Raw genomic sequence first — 21,045 nt, 5'->3', positions numbered from 1 at the left:
GGATCGTCTTCGCCTTGAAAGGATACGAACTTTGGCCTTGTAGTTTATGCGGAAGTCAAAGCGTTTAGAAACAGTGACTTAGCTAGTCGTTGTAGCGCCGGTAATATTTCCGCTCCGGCAGCGTTTCAAAATCCACAGCCGGGCGCTGTTTGCCGCCCAACTTCACCCAACTTCGTTGCCGGTTCCGCACCGAAGTCAATTGCAGTCCCATGAGATGCGCGACCGCCAAGGGAGAAAGCCCCTGGTCGAACAGGCGGTAGCAAATCTCCTCGCCCCTTCGGGTCAGCCTGCCATCATCATATTGGTTCGCAGGATGAAGCGGATCGGTCTCTTCCCTCCCGATGATCGCAGACTGCATCTCCTTGTTCAGGTCATCGATCTGCTGCTGTCTCGCCTTCCACTGCTTCGCGATTTTCCGGCGCAGTAGCTTGATCTCGTTTAGAAAGACCCTCTCGGCGCTACGGAAATGAAGCCCGTCGAAGCTGATCGTGCCGTTATAATGATGTGTCCTCTGCCTCTCGCCCAACAGCTTCAGGAAATGCTGTAAACGCTCGACCGCTTCGTAATCATAACGGGTGAAATTCTCAGGCAGGTATATCCACGATCGGCGAACGGACCGTTCCGACGTGATGTCGGCGACAAGCTCATGGACATCGTGCCCGACGCTATTGCGGTAGTCGATCAGCCGGCGGATCTCCGCTTTTTCGTCAGCCGACAATGCGCCGTCGGCTTCAAGTGCATCGAGGCATTTGCCGACTGGATTCTTTGTCCCCCGCGGCACGCGTTCTGCACGACCAGTATGTGCCATAAAGCCATCGGAACGCTGTATCAGTGACAGCACCTTGGCCTTGAGCTGCTCGGCATAGAATAGCACCAGCACCATGTGGGCCGAGCGCAGCTTGAGCACATTCTGTTACAGCGCGGGCAGGCGGGAACCAAGTGGATCAAGAAAACTGTTCTCGTGCATAGCTCAGCTCATGTGACGGCGCAAACGCATGAGAATACGGGTCGTCTCCGCCCTAAGATACAGATCATCCTCCAGTGTGATGAATCTCGCATGCATAGTGGCAATGCGAACCGGGAACAGTCGTTGAAGGGATTCCCGAATGTCTTCTTTCCGGCCGAATACCGTTTTGAAGACTGCTTCCCAGTTGTCGTTACGCTCGATGATGCCTTTATAATCGGTGAAATCGGCGTAGTCGATCAGCGGGAAGCCCTCCCCACCTTGCTGCATGTCCTTCTGTTTTTTGTCCCTCCACTTATCGAGAAGATCTGCAGGCAATTGGCGTTTCATCCAGTCAGCGCCGAAATGCTCCGTCATCACCGCGACGATGAAAGCACGGACCTCGCGCTCGAACCGTAGCAAGGTCTCATAGGCTCGCGAGTTGAGTTCGACGCCGGCATCGTCTTCAGTGACACTATCCGCTTCGGTATCTTCCTTGACGGCGAGGCCGGCGATCTGGACCGTCTCCTGATAGGCTTCGACGCTGAAATGGGTAAGGTTCGTGTCGAAGCCCTGAGCATCATAAAGCTCAAAGCGGGCGACCGGATCAACCAGCGCCGGCACATCGAACGTGATGGTATCCCGCCAATCACCCAGTTCGATCCGCAGCGCTGCGGAAATACGCACACTGAACGAATTCCTGGAATTGGCGAGCCCGCCGATTGCCTGCAGATCGACAAAAGCGCGCGCCGAAAGCGCATGCCGCTGCACATCCAGCCACGGTGTCTTCATGGCCTCCATGCGTGCTGTCAGCGACTCGATGCCGCCCGCCGCGTCACGAAAGGCCTTCGAGTATCCGGACGGATAGTCCTTAAGCAGTTTCGATAGGGCAGAGATTTCCGGAAAGATCAGCCTTTCATTCAGCGCGCGGATCGATTCCCCCAGATTGGTTGAACCGCTCATGCGTCCCGCTGCCAGTTCACCCAACGCATTCTGTTTGCCCATTGCGGCGAGCGCCAATGCGCTTGTGTTGGGAATTGTCGCCATCTCTGATATCCGGGTCTGAAGATCGTTCAAACCATGCAGCCGAGCCGCATCGCTTATCGTTTTACCAAGAGAGTTGATGCCCGCTAGGTCGTGAAGAGCACGCTGTTGTTCGAGCAGCTTTTTCAATTCGTTCGACATGCAGGATTTCCCGGATTTAAAAGTAAAACGCGAATTGATCGAGCGTCAGGATGGCTTGCAGCGCGCGGATCTGCGTGTAGCTGTCCGCTCCCGCCGCACCATGACCGACTGCGTGGCGCGATGCGGTATCACCGACCGCATCCGGATCGAAATGATCGAAGGTATGGGCCTTCAGATACTCGACGAAGCTCGCCGGAAACAGCAATGAATCTCCCGTGCCCGCGCGTTCTTCCGCCGATGCGGTCGCAAAGGCAAAAAGCGCTTTGAGGTTCGCTGCGCTCTTTCCGTGTTTGCGCCGATGCGCCGATTGCAGCACGCCTTCTATCTCGGTCAGCAGCGTCTTGAGCACAATAACGGGTTCGCCGCGCTTGAATGCATCGATCGCCGGCCGCAGGATTTTTTCCTTATCCTGGAATGCGGGCTTCACCATCCAGCGGCTGAAGATCTTCTCAATACGTGCATCATCGAAGGAGGAGAGGATTTTTCCCTCCAGCTCGGTCAGGTCAAATTCCGCATTGGAATGGTTTGCGATCTCCGCGAATTCGCGGCTGATGATTTCCGCGAACGGGAACCAGCCGCTTTTGGCCAGCCGCTGCATATTCAGCTCGTTTTCGACCATCTCGTAGAGGTGACGATAATAGAGCCGTCGGTGCAATGTGCCTAAATCGTGTTGTGCAGCTTCGATGTCGAGCGGATGTTCGCGGTGCAGGTCGAAGAACAGCGCAAAGCTCCATTTCGTACGGAACAGGCAGAGTATCCGGTCCTCGTCCGTGATATCGACCTTTGGAAACCACATGCCAACGACATCAGTAACGTCACTATCAAAAATGAAAGCGCCGCCCTGGACCGATCGGTTTAGCATAGCGTGCATCGTGACGGCCGCCGTATCCGCCCATAGCTCTGCCGAGTTATCCAGCTTGATGACCAAAAGCAGCATATCAACCCTGTCCGGCCTGATACGAGCACCGTTCTCCTGAGCCGCGTGAATCAACACGCCGCTGATGCTCTCTGCTATTGTGTGGAACATCATCTCATCGGACGTGAGCGACATCCGTGTCCAGATTTGCGCCGTGTCTCCTCCTTTTGCGGGCGCAGCAGAAACCCCAGCCAGATTGAGTTCCTTCAACCTGATCGGTTCGCCGACATTGCCGACTAGCATTCCGGCATAGGGTTTCTCATTCACAGCATCCACGCACACATACTCCTTACGGAATGGGCTCTCGCGTCTAACGTGCGAAAAAATATCAGAGGCCCGCAAGCAAAACCAGGACTCTGTCGCCTATTGTACAAGGAACGCCGTTGTCCCTTGCCCCTTTTTCCACCTGTCCCTATCCGCTTTGCCGACGGGCTGGTTCTTTCGTTCTTGCCTTCTCACCGTTAGGTCTCCGCGTTTTTCGCCGATCCCTCTTCCATCAATCGTATTTGAGGTCGCGGATCGCTCTAAAGTGCGATGCCGGTCCGCTCTTCAATTTGCTTCTTGATAAATCCCTTAGCGAGATCCTGCAGCAGGTCGAGCGTGAAGCCTCTTGCAGATAGCGCGCCCTCCTTCGTCTTTTTCCAGATTTCCGGATCTCTGACGGTCTCCAAGAAATCATGCCCTGACCAAGTCAGCCGCGTCGGCAGTATATGATCAAACGCATATTCATCGTCGGGTACGGCATCACCTTCTATTAGCCTGGCTTCCAGAAGCAATCGAAGGTGCTCAGCAACGACATGTGGTTCGTGATCCCCAGCTTCGATTTCAACATCGCCGCCATAGCCCTGGTCGAATTCCTCGATCTGTAAAAGGAGATCTCGCACCAAGTCCATGTCACGCTTCACAGCAGTCCTCCGAATGTTGTTGAGAAATGTGACGACTCAATTGATCGACAGCTGCAAGAAATACTACCCTAAATACATGATCAAAACACCGCTAGACAGACGCGTTTCCGTTGTGCTTGAGGGCGAAGCCGTCGAACTTCGCCTCAGCGAATTGCGTGGGATGCCCTGTCTCGTGCTTCTCGGTGAGCCTGGGATCGGAAAATCGACGGCACTTGAGTACGAGGCAAGTCAGGAAGGTGGAGAGCTTCTGACCTGCCGCGAAGCGATGAACGGAATTCCAATCGCCTCCGCCTCAACAGCCTATCTGGACGCCCTCGATGAGTATCGTGCCGGAGACAACGGTAAGGATAAGCTTCTACAACTTGCCAACACGATTACACAGAGCGGCGTCAGGCGTTGGCGACTCACCTGTCGTGCAGAGGACTGGCGGGAAGCTGCAGATATGCGCGCCATGCGCCGAGCCGCAAGCGAGCACCCAATTACGGTCGCGTATCTCCTTCCATTGGACGATACCGAGGCAGAGATTGTCCTATCCGGCTTGGGAGAGGCCGACCCCGAGCGGTTTCTCGCAGATGCACGTGCTCGGGGAGCCGGCGCCTTCCTTGAAAACCCGTTGAGCTTGCAACTGCTCCACTCGGTTGTGGCATCCGGCGGCGTATGGCCCAGCACGAGATTTGAACTATTCAACCGAGCAATCTACGCACTTGCGCACGAGCACGATCCGGAACGCGTGAACGATCGGCGTGCGCCAATCGATGATATCGTCGATGCCGCGGGGCGATTATCGTTTTATCTTCTTGCGAGCGGCGCGCGGGCGCTTTGGCGTTCAAATGCGCTTGCTGTTGGATCGCGTGCGAAGGACTTCGTTGTCGTCCAATCGCTTGCGATTGACTCCGAATTGGCAGACTTTGCGCTAGACACAGCGATATTCAAGGGAGAGGGCCAAACTTTTGAACCATCGCATAGAACGATTGCGGAGTTTCTAGCAGGACGATTTCTCGCTGAACTCGTCACCGGGAAGCCGACAGGCCCTTTATTTCCATTGGCCCGCGCCGTCGCGGTCATCACTGGTAATGATCATAAAGCGCCGAGCGAACTCCGAGGCCTTTACGCCTGGTTTACGGCCCACCTGTCGCAAAAGGGCGATGAGAAGGGTGCCCTGAGGCTGATCGAACGGGATGCCGCCACAGTCCTTGCTTATGGCGACGCCGCCGCTTTTGCCACGAATGGCCGCCGGGCGATCCTCGTCAACCTTGACCGCGACGACCCGTTTTTCCTTTCTTCACGAGATGCGATCACGGTTTTCGGAGGCCTCGCCGGTGATGACCTCGTTACCGATTTCCTTTCCATCCTCGACAGCGACGTCACAAGCCACCTCCAGCTCACCGTCCTCCAAGCTCTAGCGGATGGACCGCCATTGGCTGGGATGCAAAACAAACTGTACGAGATCGCCGTGAACCCGGCCCGGCCGCTTTGGCAACGTCAGAGAGCGGCTGAAGCTTGGGTCAAGGGAAGCTCGGACCCCAGTTCAGCGAGGCGCAGTTTGCTTGCGCAACTATCGCGAATGACCAAAAGCTATGATCAGATTTCGCTGAGAGCAGACGTACTGTCGGACATTCCCACGCATGAGTTATCTCACCAGGAGATTTCCGACCTGCTTTCGGACCTCAACGAACTGGCGCCGGCTGCCGACGGCGAGAGCGAGGAAAGCGGCAACCTCTTTCCACTTCTCTTAAAGCTGAAGAAGGCACCACGCCCGGATCTCTTTGACCAGCCAATGCTCCGCAAAACGAGTGAAGATCGAGGTCTCAAGCTCGAAGTTCGACATTTCATGCAGGCCTCTCTGGCCGACGCGATAAACAATAACCTAGATATCGGAGCAACGCGGCTATGGTCTTGGATCAGAAACACCCGCGACTATGAGTGGGATCGGCTCGAGGAGCCGCTTGCCAAAGCGATAGGCGCCTGGATTGATAAGGACAAAGAAAATCGGGAACTCGAGCTTTTTACCGTCCTCTTAGAAAGCAGCCCCATCGAAGAGGGGCCCTGGATGGCAACCAATCACTACATCACGATTGCTCGAAGGCTTCCCGACGACACGCTTATAGAGAACCTGCTCGATCTCGCCGGCAAGACGCCACATGTCCCTCGCCGCCGACGGTTGTTCGAGGTTGCAGCCTATGCGGTTCGCAGTGAATCTCAATGGCCAAAGTGGGAGGGGCGCATCGTTTCGGCGCTCGAAAAGGAAGGGACTTTTTCGGGCTTCATAGCGGATCTGCGCAAAGATCCGAACAAGAGCTGGAAGGGGAAGGAGGAAAAGCGAAAGGCAAAGGAACTCGCTGAAACCGACACCGCCCGTGCCCACAATATCAAGACCCTCGAACCCAAAATCAATGCGATCGCAGCGGGGCGGGAGAGCGAGTTTGGTGCACTCAAATGGGGGGCAGAACTCTATCGCAACGCGATGATCTCCAAAAAGAAGCCTCCACTTTCCCAGATCGAGCATTTCACCAACGCGCGGATCACTTCCGCAATCGCCGAAGGATTTGTTCAGTTCGCAATCCACACCGATATCAAAGTCGACGCGGCCGATCTCGGCAAAGCTGAAGCGACCAATGGTTCCTACGTCCAAGAGTACGTCGTGGCGGCCGGTATCCACCAGGCGCTCATGGCCGGGCGAGAAGAAGAGATCAGCAATTGTCCTGCGGTAACCGCGATCGTTGCGCTTCGCCAAAACTACTTCAGCGGCGACGAGCAGCCGTCGCTCGCAAGTTGGGGTGTCAAACATCTTGCGCGTGACATCGCTGTGGGCGCAGACGAGATGCTTCGATACTGGTACGCCGCGCTTGATGCCCGGGATGAGGATCTTGATGCCATCCATCATCTGGCTTCGTCGCAGGAACCAGATCTTCTTTCGAACATTCTGAGGCGCCTCCTGGCGGAGCGGCCGAACCTACCACCTAGAGCGTTGATGCAAGCGCTGACAGCCTCGGCGCGAATTTTGTCTCGAACCGAAATGGCCAATCTTACCGAGGAAGCACTAGCGAAGGAGCTAGACACTCAAAGCATGCGGCTGTGGCAGTCGGTTGCCCTAATACTCGACCCAGAAAAATTCGAGGGAACCCACACAGCTGAAGAAATCCGTGTCGCTTTCCTGGCTCCGGATGGGGACCTTGTGACCCGACTGCACGAAATCTGCCCGAGGCCTGATCAGCTCGACCGGCTTCGAATCTCGACATTGGCAGCAGCCCATGCTTTGGAGGATCGGGACTGGGCACGCCCCGAGGGCCCAAGCGGTGTCATCCGGGCGGCCATCAATCGCCTCAGTGCCTCAAACGATCCCTCTGCCGGGAGACTTTTGAAGTCGCTGATCGCCTCATCCGATCCGAGCTGGCGTCAGCTGTTAACACACGCTGCTGCAGAACATGCTCGTCTCGTGCGCGACAATCTGTTCATTGCGCCATCGGTGGGTGAGCTAAAGGTAGCCCTTGCTGGTGGAGCGCCGGCGAGCCCCGCGGACCTCGTAGCTGTGGTGCTCGAAGAAATCGAAAGATACAGGAGCACCTTGAGGACTGGCAGCGAAATGCCGTGGAAACGATACTGGAACACAGATCACAACGGCGCGCCCGAAAAACCCCAAATAGAGAATGAGGACCGAGACCGGCTCCTCGAACTGTTAAAGTCTCGGTTGGAGCGTTACGGTGTGGCGGCTGCCATGCCCGAGGCCCGTCGCGGAGAGAACACCCGAGCAGACATCTTGCTTCTCTCCCATGGCGGACGGAATTTGCCGATCGAGGCGAAGCGCCATTTCAATTCGGAGCTTTGGACTGCGCCGGAAGAACAGCTTGCCGGCTACGCTGCTGATGAGGGGGCCTTCGGCTATGGCATCTATCTCGTGTTTTGGTTTGGCACCGATTATCGCGTACCCACAAGACGCGACAGCAAAGAGCCGCCTGCCAGCGCGGGGGAATTGGAGGCGATGCTACGGGCGGACCTCCCCTCGTCGTTGGAAGAGAAAATATCGGTGATCGTCTTGGATGTGTCGCGTTCTGAGACGATGAGCAAACCGAAACCGCCCAAGAAAACAACGACCAAATCGAAACCGCCACGCCGCGGCACAAAGAAATCAGTCTGACGGTAATCTCATCAAATTGGGAGCAAGCCATGGGAAATCCGCTTCATTTCAGTCTTGAGGTACCGAAGCGGGCGCATCAGCTTCTCCGCGATCTTTACGAGCATTTGGGTGAATCCGACGGGAGCCGCCTGCCCTTGAAGGCGACGTTTCTTTTGTCGGTCTCCATGCCAATCGTCATTCTCCCGATTGAACGGATTCTGAAATATCGGCGCAACGCAAACTCCGGTCATATGAATGATGCTGTTCTCAACCCTAAACTGGCTGATGCGGTAGACCATGCCATAGATCTCCAAGCTGCTATCCATCTAGCAGACTTTTTCACCGGTCCGTGGCAGTTTGCCTCGTTGGACAAGGGAGGAGGATTCCCAAATCTCGCGGTCGACGGCTTGCCTGAGGCCATCGCTGCTCAGCTTGACGCGCCGACGGCAATCGAAGACGCTAGGAATCTATCGGCAAACCGTTTCTGCAAGATCCTTCGCAACGCTTTGGCGCATGGCGGGATTTTGTATTTGGACGAATATGGAAGATCGTCGTCTGCGGCGCCGGTGCGGCGCTTCGCTTTTGTCAGCACCGACAATCCCAGTATTCCGACCAAGTTATTCTTCCTCAGGATCGGGATGGCCGACTATGGAGCATTCCTGCAAAAGTGGGTGGAATGGCTGAAAACCGAAGCGATCAACGAGATCCTCGCAGAGGATGTTGGTGTCGATGCGACCGAGTCGTCAGTTGCTATCATTCTAGAGGACGCAGCGGAAGCGACGGCAGCGACACGGAGAGGATGACGAGGTGCTAACCACCGAGCGAACATATAAACTGGAAAGCGGACCCGCAGCTTTGACATGGGATCGTTACAGCGAGCTGGTGCAACGCGATTGGCGGGGCTTGCTCGATGCCGCTGAAGACCACGAAGAGGCAGTCTTCCAGAAGTTTCTTGAAACGCATCCTTGTATGGTTCCCGGTGGTCAGAGCATGTCAGGCCCATCCGGGCACAGTGCGTTTCCCGCTGCGTTGATCACGCAACCTATATTGCCAGGCTTCAGCGAGCACATACCTGACTTTCTCTGGATCGCCACTGACAGCCTGCACATCTATACAGTTTTGGTTGAGATCGAGGCCCCGAAGAAAAGAATGTTTACCAAGGGCGGCCAACCGACCGCGCAGTTCACACAAGCGCAGACCCAAATTGCCCGTTGGAAAAGCTGGTTTCGCGAACCGGCAAATCAGACGTCGTTCTGTGACCACTATCTCATGGACGCGTTGCCGCGTTGGCGGACATTCGTTCCTCAATATGTGCTCATCTACGGTCGCCGGTCTGAAATTGAAGGCAACGCTCAATTGAACCGTCTCCGATCAAACCTCATTCGAGATGGCGAGTATTATATGACGTATGATCGCCTGCATCCGATTAAAGACCATGATCAATACATGACCGCGAAATTTCGGAACGGCCGTTACGAAGCCTTATCCATACCCGCAACGCTCGAGTTGGGCCCGCTCTGGGCGCCACATCGGTCGAAGATTGAAGGTAAAGATCTCGCCGTCGATAAGACGCCATACATGGCGGATGACCGCAAGGAATTCGTCAAGGCGCGATTGGGGTATTGGGACAAATGGGCAGCCGATGGTCGGACGGGAATCATGGGTATCGGTGACACTGAGTAACCCAACTCCAGCAGCGATAAAATTCGCCCGAGCTACAGGTGCAGTATCGTTGCAATCAGCGCAGGCGCCTTGCTTGCATTGATGCGGCCGCTTCCGACGCTATTTCGACGCACGCGCCAACCAAGACATCGAGTACCTTCTCCAGTTTCATGAAGTCGTAAGCGCCGCGTCGATCTTCCTTACCTCGGTACCCGAGGAAGTCGTTCATGAACTGTGTCTTCCCTTTTAGACTTCCCTGGTATGATCCGGCTATGTCGTTAAAGCCGCCCCATTGGACAACCACGTCTGGAAGTCCACGCCGGGACAGATCCAAATAGCATTCGAGTGACGCTGCTCGTCGATTAATATCGCCCATCGCTAGACCGGTCGGCCCTGTGGTAGGAAATCTCGAGAATTCATCGAGATCGGGGAGGATGCAGACGCGATAGCTTGCGAGCAGCTTGAGCGCATTTGTTTTGCCGTGAGCTGCAACACCTTCTGCGTCATTATCGTAGACCGCCACCACATTTAACGGCACCCTCATGGCCACTAAACCCTGCATGAACTTATGGGCTTCACGACACGAAAGTGGCGAATCTGTCCGACTTTTAAGAACGTATCCGGAACTCAGGTTGGTTTGACCGTGGATGTCGTTGCTTTTTCGGCCTTGAGAGCTTCGTAGAGGGCGGTTTTCCCGATTTTCACGCGGGCCGCGGCTTCCCGGACGTTCAAACCGGCCGCCAGATGCTGGCGGGCTTTGGCAAGTTTGTCCGGGGTTACGACGACTTGTCGGCCACCGCGTCGGCCGCGTTCCTCTGCGGCTTGCAGACCGGCACGTGTTCGTTCCCGGATCAGATCGCGCTCGAACTGTGCCAGCGCGCCGAACAGGTGGAAGACCAGGCGACCGCCGGATGTCGTGGTGTCGATGTTTTCGGTGATGGATCGGAAGCCGACGCCTTTGGCCTCCAGTTCGGTGATGATCTCGATGAGGTGCTTCATCAACCGGCCGAGGCGGTCGAGCTTCCAGACTGTGAGCGTGTCGCCGTCGCGAACGTAGCGGATCGCCTCCGCCAATCCGAGTCGGTCAGTCTTCGTGCCGGATGCCTTATCCTCGAACAGCCTTTCACAACCTGCTTTGCGCAAAGCGTCGAGTTGCAGGGCGGTGTCCTGGTCGCCGGTGGAGACCCTTGCATAGCCGATAGCGGTCATGAGACGTGGTTTGTCCGATTTGCCGTTTCATGACAAGGTTTGCGGACAAGAACTGTGGATGCCGCGAAACGTTCGTTTGTCGGACACGCATTTTCCGTTTCGCTGCACTCTCCGCGGCGAAACGGGAAGATCAGAGAATGGTGCGAAGAGCATTACTGAGCGAGGCATGGTGGCAACAGGCGACGATCATCCCGGATAACGAAAGGGAGATCGCCAAACATTACACGCTGGATCGATCGGATCTCGACCTGATCATGCGACAGAACAAGGCCTCGAACAGACTGGGCCTCGCCTGTGTTCTGGCCACGCTACGATACCCTGGCCGACCGCTTGCGGATGGCGAGGTCCTGCCGGCTGGCGTCTTACGATTTCTGGCGCGGCAGATCGGCGTCGATCACCATGAGATCGAACGTTATTTCGAGCGCCCACAGACGCGGCGCGAGCATCTGGCCCTGCTTTTCGACAGAATGCAGATGCGTCCGTTTGTGCCTTCGGACGTGCGGGCACTCACAGGCTGGCTGACACCTGCCGCACAAACCCTGCGCCACGCCGATGTATTGGCGGATATGGTCGTGGAAGAACTGCGACGCAGGAGAATTCTCTTGCCAGCGCGGCCAGCGCTCGAAGCCATCATTCATGTGGCGATCAGGCGCGGCATTCGTATTGCTCATCGGGCCTTGGCCGGCGGGATCTCAGAAGGCCAAAAGCTCGATCTGGACAAGCTTCTCGATCCGCGTGAGGGGACAAGCGTGACTATTCTTGCCTGGGCGAGAACGCCAGCATTGTCGCCAGCCGCCGTCAACCTCGACAGAATTGCCGAGCGCATTCGCTTTCTCCGGTCTCTGAACCTGCCGACGACGTTGATGGATCGCATTCCGGCCAAGGTCTTTGACGAATTTGCTGCAGAGGGGACGCGAATGAGCGCGCAGCATCTGCGCGACCTTAACACCGAACGCCGACATGCTGTCCTGGCTGCAACAGTGCTCCACCTTTCCCGCCATCTCACCGATTGCGCGATCGACATGTTCAAGAAACTCATGGGCATCCTGACGCGGCGAGCCAATAACCAGGCGGCTGCTCGCGTCACCCGATCCGTTCGGGAAGTGCAGACGCCGTTGAAGGACGTTTCAAAAGTCTGCCATGCGATCATCAAGGCCAGAGAGAAGGGTGAGGACATGGCCAAAGCGCTTGATCTGGTCATCCAATGGCCAGCTTTTACAACCAGTGTCCAGGCGGTCGATACGCTGATCGCGCCGGATGTTATCGACGGTAAAATCGAAATGCTCCAGCGCTATCCGACGATCAGGAAACTGGCGCCACAGTTTCTCTCCACTCTCGTGTTCCGCGGTCACGCAGTGGCGGCGAACCTCTTGCGGGCGCTATCCGTGGTCGCGGGTCTATATCGTACGGGCAAAAGGACCATACCCGACAAGGCACCGATCTCCTTTGCGCCGAAGGGCTGGATGCCTCTCATACTCAAAGATGGAAAGATTGATCGCAGGGCTTATGAGCTTTGCCTGTTCAGCGAATTGAAGCGCCGGCTCGATGCGGGCGATGTCTGGGTGGAAGGAGCCAAACGCTTCCAGTCTTTCGAAAGCTTTCTCATTCCCACGCCGACATTCGAGCTGATGCGTGAGGAAGGACCGCTTCCAATCGCCGTTGATACCGATGTCGAGACGTATCTTCGCCAACAGCGCCAGCTGCTGAACGATGGACTGGCTGACCTCTCGCGTCTGGCCGCAGCCGGCGAGCTCGACGATGTAGAACTGACCGGGGCGGGGTTTAGCGTCACGCCGCACAAGGCTATGTTTCCGGACATCGCCAAGTCGCTGAAGCTAAAGGTGGAAAGCCGTCTGCCTGCGATCCGCATCACTGACCTTTTGCTCGAGGTTGACGCCCGAACGGAATTTTCGAACGCCTTTACCCATTTGCGCAGCGGTCGGACGGCCGACAACAAGCTTGCGCTCCTCACCGCCATCCTGGCGGACGGGATCAATCTCGGTCTCACGAGAATGGCGGACGTTTCCCCCGGCATTACGATGCGCCAACTCGCCTGGGCGCACGACTGGCATATTCGCGAGGAAGGTTACACGGCCGCGCACGCCATTCTCGTCAACGCCCAGAGGCAATTGCCTCTGGCAAGCTTGTGGGGCGATGGAACAACGTCATCCTCCGATGGCCAGTATTTTCCGGCGGGCGGACACGCCGAGGCGATCGGCGACCTCAACGGCCGCTATGGTCCCAACCCCGGCGCCAAATTCTACCGGTTCACCTCTGACCAGTACGGCGCTTTCTACATCATCGCCATGAATGCCAATGCGAGCGAAGCCATCTATGTCCTCGATGGACTGCTCTATCATGGCAGCGATCTCGCCATCGGAACCCACTATGTCGATACCGGCGGGGTAAGCGATATGAGCTTCGCCCTTTGCCATCTCGTTGGTTTCCAGATTGTGCCTCGGCTGCGCGGTCTCAAGGATCGCAAGCTCTATCTTTTCCCGCGCGACGCGCCTCCCGAAAACCTGGCGCCGCTCGTTGGCGAGCACATCAACGTCGAGCGGATCAAGGCAAACTGGAACGACATCCTGCGGCTGGTCACGACGATCCGTTCCGGGCAGGTTCGGCCTTCGACCCTGTTGGCAAAGCTGTCCGCATTCCCACGCCAGAACGGACTGGCGTTGGCGCTACGCGATCTCGGTCGCATCAATCGGTCCATCTTTCTGCCCCAGTGGTGGCAGAACCCCGAAATGCGCAGGAACGCGACGGCCGGCCTCAACAAGAGCGAATCCCAGAACACCTTGGCCCGCGCACTGTTCTTCAATCGCCTCGGAGAATTGCGCGACCGGACTTTCGAGAGCCAGTTCTACCGAGCATCTGGACTGAACCTGCTAATCAACGCCATCGTCTACTGGAACACACTCTATCTTGAACCGGCGTTCGCCGAGCTCAACCGAGATGGCATTCCCACGCCGCTTGACATCATCAAACACATTACCCCACTCGGCTGGCAGCACATCAGTCTCACCGGCGATTACATCTGGACCCCAACAGACGGCGTTGATCTCAGGCCATTGCGGCGCGAAACATCTATCCTCGCAGCGTGATCACCATACGTTCTCAAAAGTCGGACAGATCCAACACTTTCGTGTCGTGACGCCCATATGCGTTTTTTCCTCGGAGCGCGATGCGGAATATCGGCGGAGCTTCAAGATTCTGCAGGCTTTCGCGGACGCTCTCGTCTCTGCCGACCAGCTCTCCCTCGTCTTCCAGCCGCGCATCGACCTAAGAACCGGGAGATGTGTTGCCGCAGAGGCGCTCCTGCGGTGGCAGCATCCTGAGCTTGGGGCCGTGCCCCCGGGCGAGTTCATCCCGGTCGTCGAGCGCTCACTACATGTTCGGGACCTGACCATCTGGGTTTTGAACGCCGCGCTCAGGCAGGCGCGGTCCTGGCTGGATACAGGGTTCGCCATGCCGTTGTCGGTGAACGTATCCGCGGCAAATCTTGAAGACAGCGTCTTTGCCGAGCAGGTTGTCGCCGCGCTGACGCATCATAGTATCTCGCCTTCATTTCTTGAACTTGAGGTAACGGAAAGCGCCATCATGAAAGACGCGAAAAAGGCGCTCCAGACGCTCCAAGCGCTTCGGGAAGCAGGGATCGCGCTGTCAATCGATGATTTCGGAACGGGATACAGCAGCCTTTCCTATCTGCAGAAGTTGCCGACGAAGATCGTGAAAATCGATCAATCGTTTATCCGCGATCTAGACGGCGACGAGCGTGGGCAAACACTTGTTCAGTCCATGATCACGTTGTCTCACGATCTTGGATACCGCGTCGTTGCAGAGGGTATAGAGACGAATTCCGCGCTCGCGATTGTAACGCGTATGGAATGTGACGAAGCTCAGGGGTATCTCTTCACGAGGCCTATCCCGGCTTCGCAGTTTCAAACATGGGTCAGCCCCGGTGTATCGGGAGCCGAGGCTGCAGCTTGATCCGATACCGAGCGTACTTATCTTATTCGTGACGACGCTTGATCGTATGCTTTCGCGAACGTGCGCCCTTCAGTCGCGTACTCCGTGAACGTGTTAACAAGTCCGACTTTAACACCTGAAGGTTTCGCCGACGTCGGGTCAGCGTCCGGTATTGCTGCTCCAGGGATTGTCGTCGGATTTGTCGTCGTGAGCCTTTGCTCGGGTTCGGCTTTAGTTAGTCTTTTGAATGTACTCTAGGAACCAAATGATGGGTAGCTTCTGCGCAAGGAGTTATGGCGTCGGATGGTCTCTTCTCGCTATTATACTTAGGCGTTTTTCTGGAGAATCGCGTCGCGCTGCGGCTACTACAAACCTCCCAACGTGTTTGGCGTAATCTAGATATGTACAGCCTCGTGTTGGGTGAGAGATGCCTATGTTTTCAACCCGGCCGGCTTGTGACAAGCGTGTCGCTATCGAGAACCCGGAATCGCAGCTAGTGTATTGGCTTTATAAGCGCTCTACGATAGGCACTGATTGTACCGTCGCGAAGCCTGGAGTTGAACGTTAATGTCGAGATCTCCGAACCAGATCGATCTAGTCGCCGGATCACGTGTCAGAATGCGGCGCCAAGCCCTCGGTATGAGCCAGAGTGTCCTCGCTGGCCACCTTGGCATCACCTTCCAACAGGTGCAGAAGTATGAGAAGGGTGCAAATCGTATGGGCGCGAGCCGTCTGAAAGAGATAGCGGCTATTTTGCACATGTCTGTTCACGAGTTTTTTGACGAACAGGCTCCGTTGGGCACTGGAGCGCCCTCGGTTTCGTCGGCGGCGCAAGACGCCATAGCCGTGTTTCTGGTCTCACGGTAAGCAGTAGCGTTGAACATGGCATTCCTGCGCATCTCCAGTCCTGCCGTGCGTCATCGTTTGATTGCCCTGGTGGAGGCGGTTTCCGTAGCTTGACTGTCGATGAACAGGTCAGACTGGCTGGGAAGGCATGTCGGCCAGTGTTTGCCGCGCGGTCATCTAGATACGAGCGCGCAGGATCGGGTTATAGACACCGCTTGAAGTCCGCTCCTGCGCCGTTGCTCACCGTTCGTCGTTGCGAATGCGTTCGAGAGTACTCCGGGATTAACGAACTGTGCGAACTACCGGCTTGTGCATGATGGCGCAAGGACCGCGCGACGGTCGTCTGGTATACCCGACCTATCTGTAAGGGCCCTCCCCGCCTCCGGACTACGTTCGAGACCTAAATGGGGCATCGGAGAGACCCAGGTTATTACCCTCGACACTGTTGCGGCCGTTTAACGACCTAGTACGCCGAATGTAGCAGATGGCGGCGGAAAACCTCAAGCCCGTGTTCGGCGGACTTCGCTGATCCGCCGTCCGGCTAGGCATTTGCCGAGTATATTTCAATGTTTTCCCTCAGCTCGTCGAGCACGAGCTCTCTGAGGGGATCGCGGGTTCCCTTGAGCCAAGCGGCGGCCAGCGGGAGGCGTCCCGCGCCACTGCCGACATGAAGTTCCAGAGGGATGTATTTTACGCCGCTGACGGCAAGTCGCGACGTCCAGCGCGGTACGATCGCCAACCCGATTTCCGCCGCCACGAGGTTGATGATCGTCTGCTTTTCCTCGGCGATCTGGGCAATTCTTACATGCATACCCGCGTCGGTAAAGAGCTTGATGGTCAGGTCGTGACTATGTGGACGGCTCTTCCGGTCCGGCACGATCAGCGGCTCCCCGTCAAGCTCAGCGACACCTATAGATCGCCTTTCCGACAGGCGATGACCGACGGGAAGCGCCACGACTACCGTCTCGTTGAAAAGAGGGAGAACCTTGAAACGGCGGTCTATCAGTTCCGACGGCCGCACGAACGCGAGATCGAGTCGGCCGGAATCCAGTTTGGGCAGCAGGCTTACCGTCTTGTCCTCAAGCAGATGGATCGTCAAACTCGGATGCGTGGATCTCAGTTGGTGAAGGAGCTGGGGTACTAGCCCTGCTGCAGCGCTGTCGATAGCGCCGATCTTGATTTCGGTACGGTCCTTTTGCGGCCGCCCGCGAAAGCTGTTCTCGATGCGCTCCACCTGTTTCAAAAGCGATTGCGCTTGGGCTAGGAGAGCAGCTCCCTCCTCCGTCAATACCACGTTGCGGGTAGTGCGTTCGAGCAGACGCACGCCCAGCGACGCCTCCAGACCTTTGATTTCCCGACCGAGCGACGCTGGCAGCACACCCAACTTCTGTGCTGCTTTTCCGAAGTGCAGTTCCTGCGTGACTGCCACGAAGCACCTGAGCTGACGTATCTCCAAGCAAAGTCTCCCGCATGCCCAGGTCCTCCACGAAGTCGGTCGCTCATAAAATTATATCATTTTTCTATATAATCAAGACGCGCTTCTTTTGTTGCGAGCGGAAGCCTACCGTTCGTGCCGAGGCGCTAGAGGACGCGCACTGAACAAAGGGAGGAGCTCGCCGTGGCCAGTGAACTGGAAGCACGCGTAATACGCAAGATTACATGGCGCATCGTGCCATTCATCATGATCCTGTACCTCGTGGCCTTTATCGACCGCGTGAACATCGGTTTTGCTTCGTTGACGATGAACCAGGATCTCGGTTTTTCATCGACCGTGTTCGGCGTCGGCGCCGGCATTTTCTTTCTCGGATATTTCATATTCGAAGTCCCGTCGAACCTGATCCTGGACAAGGTCGGCGCGAGGATATGGATCGCCCGGGTGATGATCACCTGGGGTATCGTTTCCGGTATGATGGCGCTCGTGCAGGGAGCGACCAGTTTCTACGCTCTGCGCTTTCTCCTCGGTGTCGCCGAAGCGGGTTTCTTTCCCGGAATTATCCTCTACCTCAGCTACTGGTTCCCAGCGCGACGTCGGGCAGCCGTAACCGCCATGTTCATGGCAGCTGCTCCCCTCGCGACGGCGATAGGGTCTCCGATTTCGGGCGCGTTGCTTGAGATGCACGGTGTATGGGGGCTTGCCGGCTGGCAGTGGATGTTCATCATAGAGGCCATTCCCGCGCTCGTTCTCGGGGTTGTCGTGCTCTTCTACCTGACCGATCGACCCGAAAAGGCGAAGTGGCTTTCGGATGAAGAGCGCGTGTGGCTGGTGCAGACCATGGAGCTGGAAAGGGCGGGCAAGCCGAAGGGGAGCCATAGCATCTGGGCTGGGCTTGCAGACATTCGCGTGCTCGCATTGTCGCTCGTCTACTTCGGCACGTCGGCGGGGCTTTATACCCTCGGCATCTGGGCTCCACAGATCATCAAGGGTTTCGGGCTGAGCTCGTTCCATATCGGTTTGATCAACGGCATCCCGGCCGTCTTCGCGGTCATCGCCATGATCCTTTGGGCCCGCCATTCCGACAAGACGAACGAGCGCACGTGGCACGTCGTCGGAGCATGTCTCCTTGCGGCCGCTGGCCTCGCCCTTGCCACCGGCGCTACGACTGTGTTTGCAGTTCTCGCTGCCCTGACGCTCGTGAATATCGGCATCAGCTGCTCAAAACCCCCGCTTTGGAGCATGCCAACACTCTTCCTATCGGGTCCGGCTGCCGCTGCCGGTATCGCGACTATCAACTCGATCGGCAATCTTGGCGGTTTCGTCGGGCCATCCATGATAGGATGGATCAAGGACACTACCGGCAGCTTCGCGGGAGGGCTTTATTTCGTCGCCGGCCTTCTCGTCATCTCGGCCGTCGTCACCCTCATCCTTTCTAAAAGCGCGAACCGCGACGCTCGGGCGACCACGTCTACCCAACACTAAGCAAACTGGAGAATTCCCATGCGTGAATACAAGATCGCCGCCATCCCCGCGGACGGCATCGGCCCGGAAGTGATCGCCGCCGGACTTCAGGTCCTCGAGGCGCTCGAGAAGCGCAGCGGCGACTTCAGGATCCATTCCCAGACCTTCGACTGGGGATCGGACTACTACAAGAGACACGGCGTGATGATGCCGGCCGACGGCCTCGAACAGCTCAAGCCGTTCGACGCGATCTACTTCGGCGCGGTCGGCGCGCCGGACGTTCCCGACCATATCACGCTCTGGGGCCTGCGTCTGCCGATCTGCCAGGGCTTCGACCAGTACGCCAACGTTCGTCCGACCAAGATCCTTCCCGGGATCACGCCGCCGTTGCGCAACTGCGGCCCCGGCGATCTCGACTGGGTGATCGTGCGCGAGAACTCCGAAGGAGAGTATTCCGGTCACGGAGGCCGCGCCCACAGGGGGCTGCCCGAAGAGGTGGGCACGGAAGTGGCGATCTTCACCCGCGTCGGCGTTACCCGGATCATGCGCTACGCGTTCAAGCTGGCGCAGGCCCGTCCGCGCAAGCTGCTGACCGTCGTGACCAAGTCGAACGCGCAGCGTCACGGCATGGTGATGTGGGACGAGATCGCCGCCGAGGTGTCGCGGGAGTTCCCCGACGTCACCTGGGACAAGATGCTTGTCGACGCCATGACGGTGCGCATGACGCTGAAGCCGGAGAGTCTCGACACGATCGTGGCGACAAACCTGCACGCGGATATTCTGTCGGACCTCGCCGGAGCCCTTGCCGGCTCCCTCGGCGTCGCGCCGACCGCCAACATCGATCCGGAACGGCGGTTCCCGTCGATGTTCGAGCCCATCCACGGCTCGGCCTTCGACATCACCGGCAAGGGCATCGCCAATCCGGTCGCCACCTTCTGGACGGCGGCGCAGATGCTCGAGCACCTCGGCGAGACGGAGGCCGCGCAGCGCCTCATGAGCGCCGTGGAACGCGTCACCGAGGCGGGCATCCTCACCCCGGACGTCGGCGGGACCGCGACCACCCAGCAGGTCACGGACGCCGTCTGCGAGGCAATCGCCGGATCCAATATCCTCAAAATGGCGGCCGTCGGATGAAATGGGACGACAAGTCCGCGCGCGATGTACTGCTTCGAATGTTCGAAGCGGCGGTCGCCAGTGCCAATCCGGCTGCGGTATTGGCCAGCAACCTTCCACAGCGTCCGAAGGGGCGCTGTGTGGTCGTCGGAGCTGGAAAGGCGTCCGCTGCCATGGCTGCCGCACTCGACGCCGCTTGGGGTGACGTCGACATGGACGGTATTGTCGTCACGAGATACGGTCACGCGGTCCCGGCGGGTCGCATCGAAATCATTGAAGCGTCCCATCCCGTCCCTGACGAAATGAGCCTGGAGGCCGCGGAACGAATACTCCTGGCAGTCAGTGGTCTCGGTCCCGACGACATGGTGATCGCTCTGATTTCGGGCGGAGGATCGTCACTTCTTGTCTCTCCTGCCTGCACGATGACGCTCGAGGACAAGAAAGCCGTCAACAAGGCTCTACTTGCCAGTGGCGCGACAATCGGCGAAATGAATACGGTCCGGAAGCAGTTGTCCGGCATCAAGGGCGGAAGGCTGGCTCAACAAGCCTACCCTGCCCAGGTGGTGACTCTGCTCATATCCGATGTCCCAGGAGACGATCCATCGGAGATCGCGTCGGGCCCTACGGTCGCAAACGGCACCACAATCGAGGAGGCCAACGAAATCGTGGCCAGATACCGGCTGGACCTACCGCAGTCCGCCAAACTGGTCCTCGCGCATGGTGGGGCACCGTCCTCGTCCCATTCGATGCGTTCCGAAGTTCGGATGATCGCTTCGCCTTCGATGGCGTTGGAGGCAGCCGCGAAGGTGGCGCTAGAGGCCGGCCTGCAGCCCCTCGTGCTGGGCGACGCCCTGCAGGGAGAGGCCAAGGATGTCGGAACTGTGCTGGCGGGCATCGCAACTTCGGCAAGAACCAGAGGGCTTCCCATCGCCGGTCCCGCTGTACTGCTCTCGGGCGGCGAAACCACGGTCTCTCTTCCTGCCGACAATCGCGGTCGGGGCGGGCGAAACACCGAGTTCCTGCTTAGTCTAGCGTTGGGGATTTCGGGGCAAGAGGGCATCTGGGCCATGGCTGGGGATACTGACGGGATCGACGGCATTGAAAATGCGGCAGGCGCGATCATAGGACCAGACAGCCTTGCCAGAATGCGGGCGGCAGGTGTTGACGCGCGAGCCGCTTTATCGAAGCACGACAGCTTCAGCGCGTTCAGCGCGGTCGGCGACTTGATCGTCACTGGACCGACGTTGACGAACGTAAACGACATCCGCGCCATTTTGATTGGTTAAG

The 21,045-nt window shown here is 57.5% G+C and carries 15 protein-coding genes and 1 pseudogene; 9 read left to right on the top strand and 7 right to left on the bottom strand.

Annotation, left to right across the window (positions count from 1 at the left end):
* Positions 1-82 precede the first annotated feature (82 nt).
* The 4 genes from FS819_RS26805 to FS819_RS26790 form a co-directional block, all read right to left on the bottom strand.
* The gene (locus FS819_RS26805; protein ID WP_156551376.1) at positions 83-907 is read right to left on the bottom strand and encodes a hypothetical protein; all 825 of its coding nucleotides are present in this window, start codon (positions 905-907) and stop codon (positions 83-85) included.
* Positions 908-970: 63 nt separating this feature from the next.
* Positions 971-2,128, bottom strand: coding sequence for a Swt1 family HEPN domain-containing protein (locus FS819_RS26800; RefSeq protein WP_156551377.1), 1,158 nt, complete (start codon positions 2,126-2,128; stop codon positions 971-973).
* Positions 2,129-2,144: 16 nt separating this feature from the next.
* Entirely contained in the window at positions 2,145-3,320 is a 1,176-nt protein-coding gene (locus tag FS819_RS26795; protein WP_197434253.1) for a hypothetical protein, read from the bottom strand.
* A 248-nt stretch (positions 3,321-3,568) separates the two neighbouring features.
* On the bottom strand, positions 3,569-3,949 hold the full coding sequence (locus FS819_RS26790) for a DUF2513 domain-containing protein (RefSeq protein ID WP_113492700.1): 381 nt from the start codon (positions 3,947-3,949) through the stop codon (positions 3,569-3,571).
* A 13-nt stretch (positions 3,950-3,962) separates the two neighbouring features.
* On the opposite strand from FS819_RS26790, the gene FS819_RS26785 reads away from it, so the two are divergent.
* The 3 genes from FS819_RS26785 to FS819_RS26775 are packed head-to-tail and all read left to right on the top strand — an operon-like array spanning position 3,963 to position 9,746.
* Positions 3,963-8,084 (top strand): NACHT domain-containing protein, encoded by a 4,122-nt coding sequence (locus FS819_RS26785; protein ID WP_156551378.1) that lies wholly within the window; start codon positions 3,963-3,965, stop codon positions 8,082-8,084.
* A gap of 29 nt (positions 8,085-8,113) precedes the next feature.
* Positions 8,114-8,866, top strand: a complete 753-nt coding sequence (locus FS819_RS26780) for a HEPN family nuclease (RefSeq protein ID WP_156551379.1) — start codon at positions 8,114-8,116, stop codon at positions 8,864-8,866.
* A gap of 4 nt (positions 8,867-8,870) precedes the next feature.
* Complete coding sequence (locus FS819_RS26775) at positions 8,871-9,746, top strand: Shedu anti-phage system protein SduA domain-containing protein (RefSeq protein WP_156551380.1); 876 nt, start codon at positions 8,871-8,873, stop codon at positions 9,744-9,746.
* A 55-nt stretch (positions 9,747-9,801) separates the two neighbouring features.
* Here FS819_RS26775 and FS819_RS26770 read toward each other — a convergent pair whose 3' ends face one another.
* Together FS819_RS26770 and FS819_RS26765 are read right to left on the bottom strand one after the other, a co-directional pair.
* On the bottom strand, positions 9,802-10,287 hold the full coding sequence (locus FS819_RS26770; protein WP_156551381.1) for a hypothetical protein: 486 nt from the start codon (positions 10,285-10,287) through the stop codon (positions 9,802-9,804).
* 65 nt (positions 10,288-10,352) lie between these two features.
* The gene (locus FS819_RS26765) at positions 10,353-10,934 is read right to left on the bottom strand and encodes a recombinase family protein (protein ID WP_060716698.1); all 582 of its coding nucleotides are present in this window, start codon (positions 10,932-10,934) and stop codon (positions 10,353-10,355) included.
* Positions 10,935-11,071: 137 nt separating this feature from the next.
* Here FS819_RS26765 and FS819_RS26760 point away from each other — a divergent pair, with 137 nt between their 5' ends.
* The 3 genes and pseudogenes from FS819_RS26760 (at position 11,072) to FS819_RS26750 (ending at position 15,863) form a co-directional block, all read left to right on the top strand.
* Complete coding sequence (locus FS819_RS26760) at positions 11,072-14,038, top strand: Tn3 family transposase (RefSeq protein ID WP_070167330.1); 2,967 nt, start codon at positions 11,072-11,074, stop codon at positions 14,036-14,038.
* Complete coding sequence (locus FS819_RS26755) at positions 13,992-14,924, top strand: putative bifunctional diguanylate cyclase/phosphodiesterase (protein WP_156629900.1); 933 nt, start codon at positions 13,992-13,994, stop codon at positions 14,922-14,924. The genes FS819_RS26760 and FS819_RS26755 overlap by 47 nt, the downstream gene beginning before the upstream one ends.
* A gap of 546 nt (positions 14,925-15,470) precedes the next feature.
* A pseudogene (locus tag FS819_RS26750) lies at positions 15,471-15,863 on the top strand (helix-turn-helix domain-containing protein).
* Positions 15,864-16,290: 427 nt separating this feature from the next.
* Here the strand turns inward: FS819_RS26750 and FS819_RS26745 are convergent.
* Positions 16,291-17,205 (bottom strand): LysR family transcriptional regulator, encoded by a 915-nt coding sequence (locus FS819_RS26745; protein ID WP_156551563.1) that lies wholly within the window; start codon positions 17,203-17,205, stop codon positions 16,291-16,293.
* Between the two features lie 162 nt (positions 17,206-17,367).
* Here FS819_RS26745 and FS819_RS26740 point away from each other — a divergent pair, with 162 nt between their 5' ends.
* The 3 genes from FS819_RS26740 to FS819_RS26730 are packed head-to-tail and all read left to right on the top strand — an operon-like array spanning position 17,368 to position 21,044.
* Positions 17,368-18,666, top strand: a complete 1,299-nt coding sequence (locus tag FS819_RS26740; RefSeq protein ID WP_234625140.1) for an MFS transporter — start codon at positions 17,368-17,370, stop codon at positions 18,664-18,666.
* Positions 18,667-18,684: 18 nt separating this feature from the next.
* A complete protein-coding gene (locus FS819_RS26735) occupies positions 18,685-19,779 on the top strand; it encodes a tartrate dehydrogenase (RefSeq protein WP_156629901.1) in 1,095 nt (364 codons plus the stop codon).
* Positions 19,776-21,044, top strand: coding sequence for a glycerate kinase type-2 family protein (locus FS819_RS26730; RefSeq protein ID WP_156551561.1), 1,269 nt, complete (start codon positions 19,776-19,778; stop codon positions 21,042-21,044). The genes FS819_RS26735 and FS819_RS26730 overlap by 4 nt, the downstream gene beginning before the upstream one ends.
* Position 21,045: the final 1 nt, after the last annotated feature.

Source organism: Allorhizobium sp. Av2, assembly GCF_021462805.2.
GTDB classification, from domain to species: domain Bacteria; phylum Pseudomonadota; class Alphaproteobacteria; order Rhizobiales; family Rhizobiaceae; genus Allorhizobium; species Allorhizobium vitis_G.
Note: the sequence above shows the minus strand (reverse complement) of the source record. Positions and strands in the feature narration are given on the sequence as shown.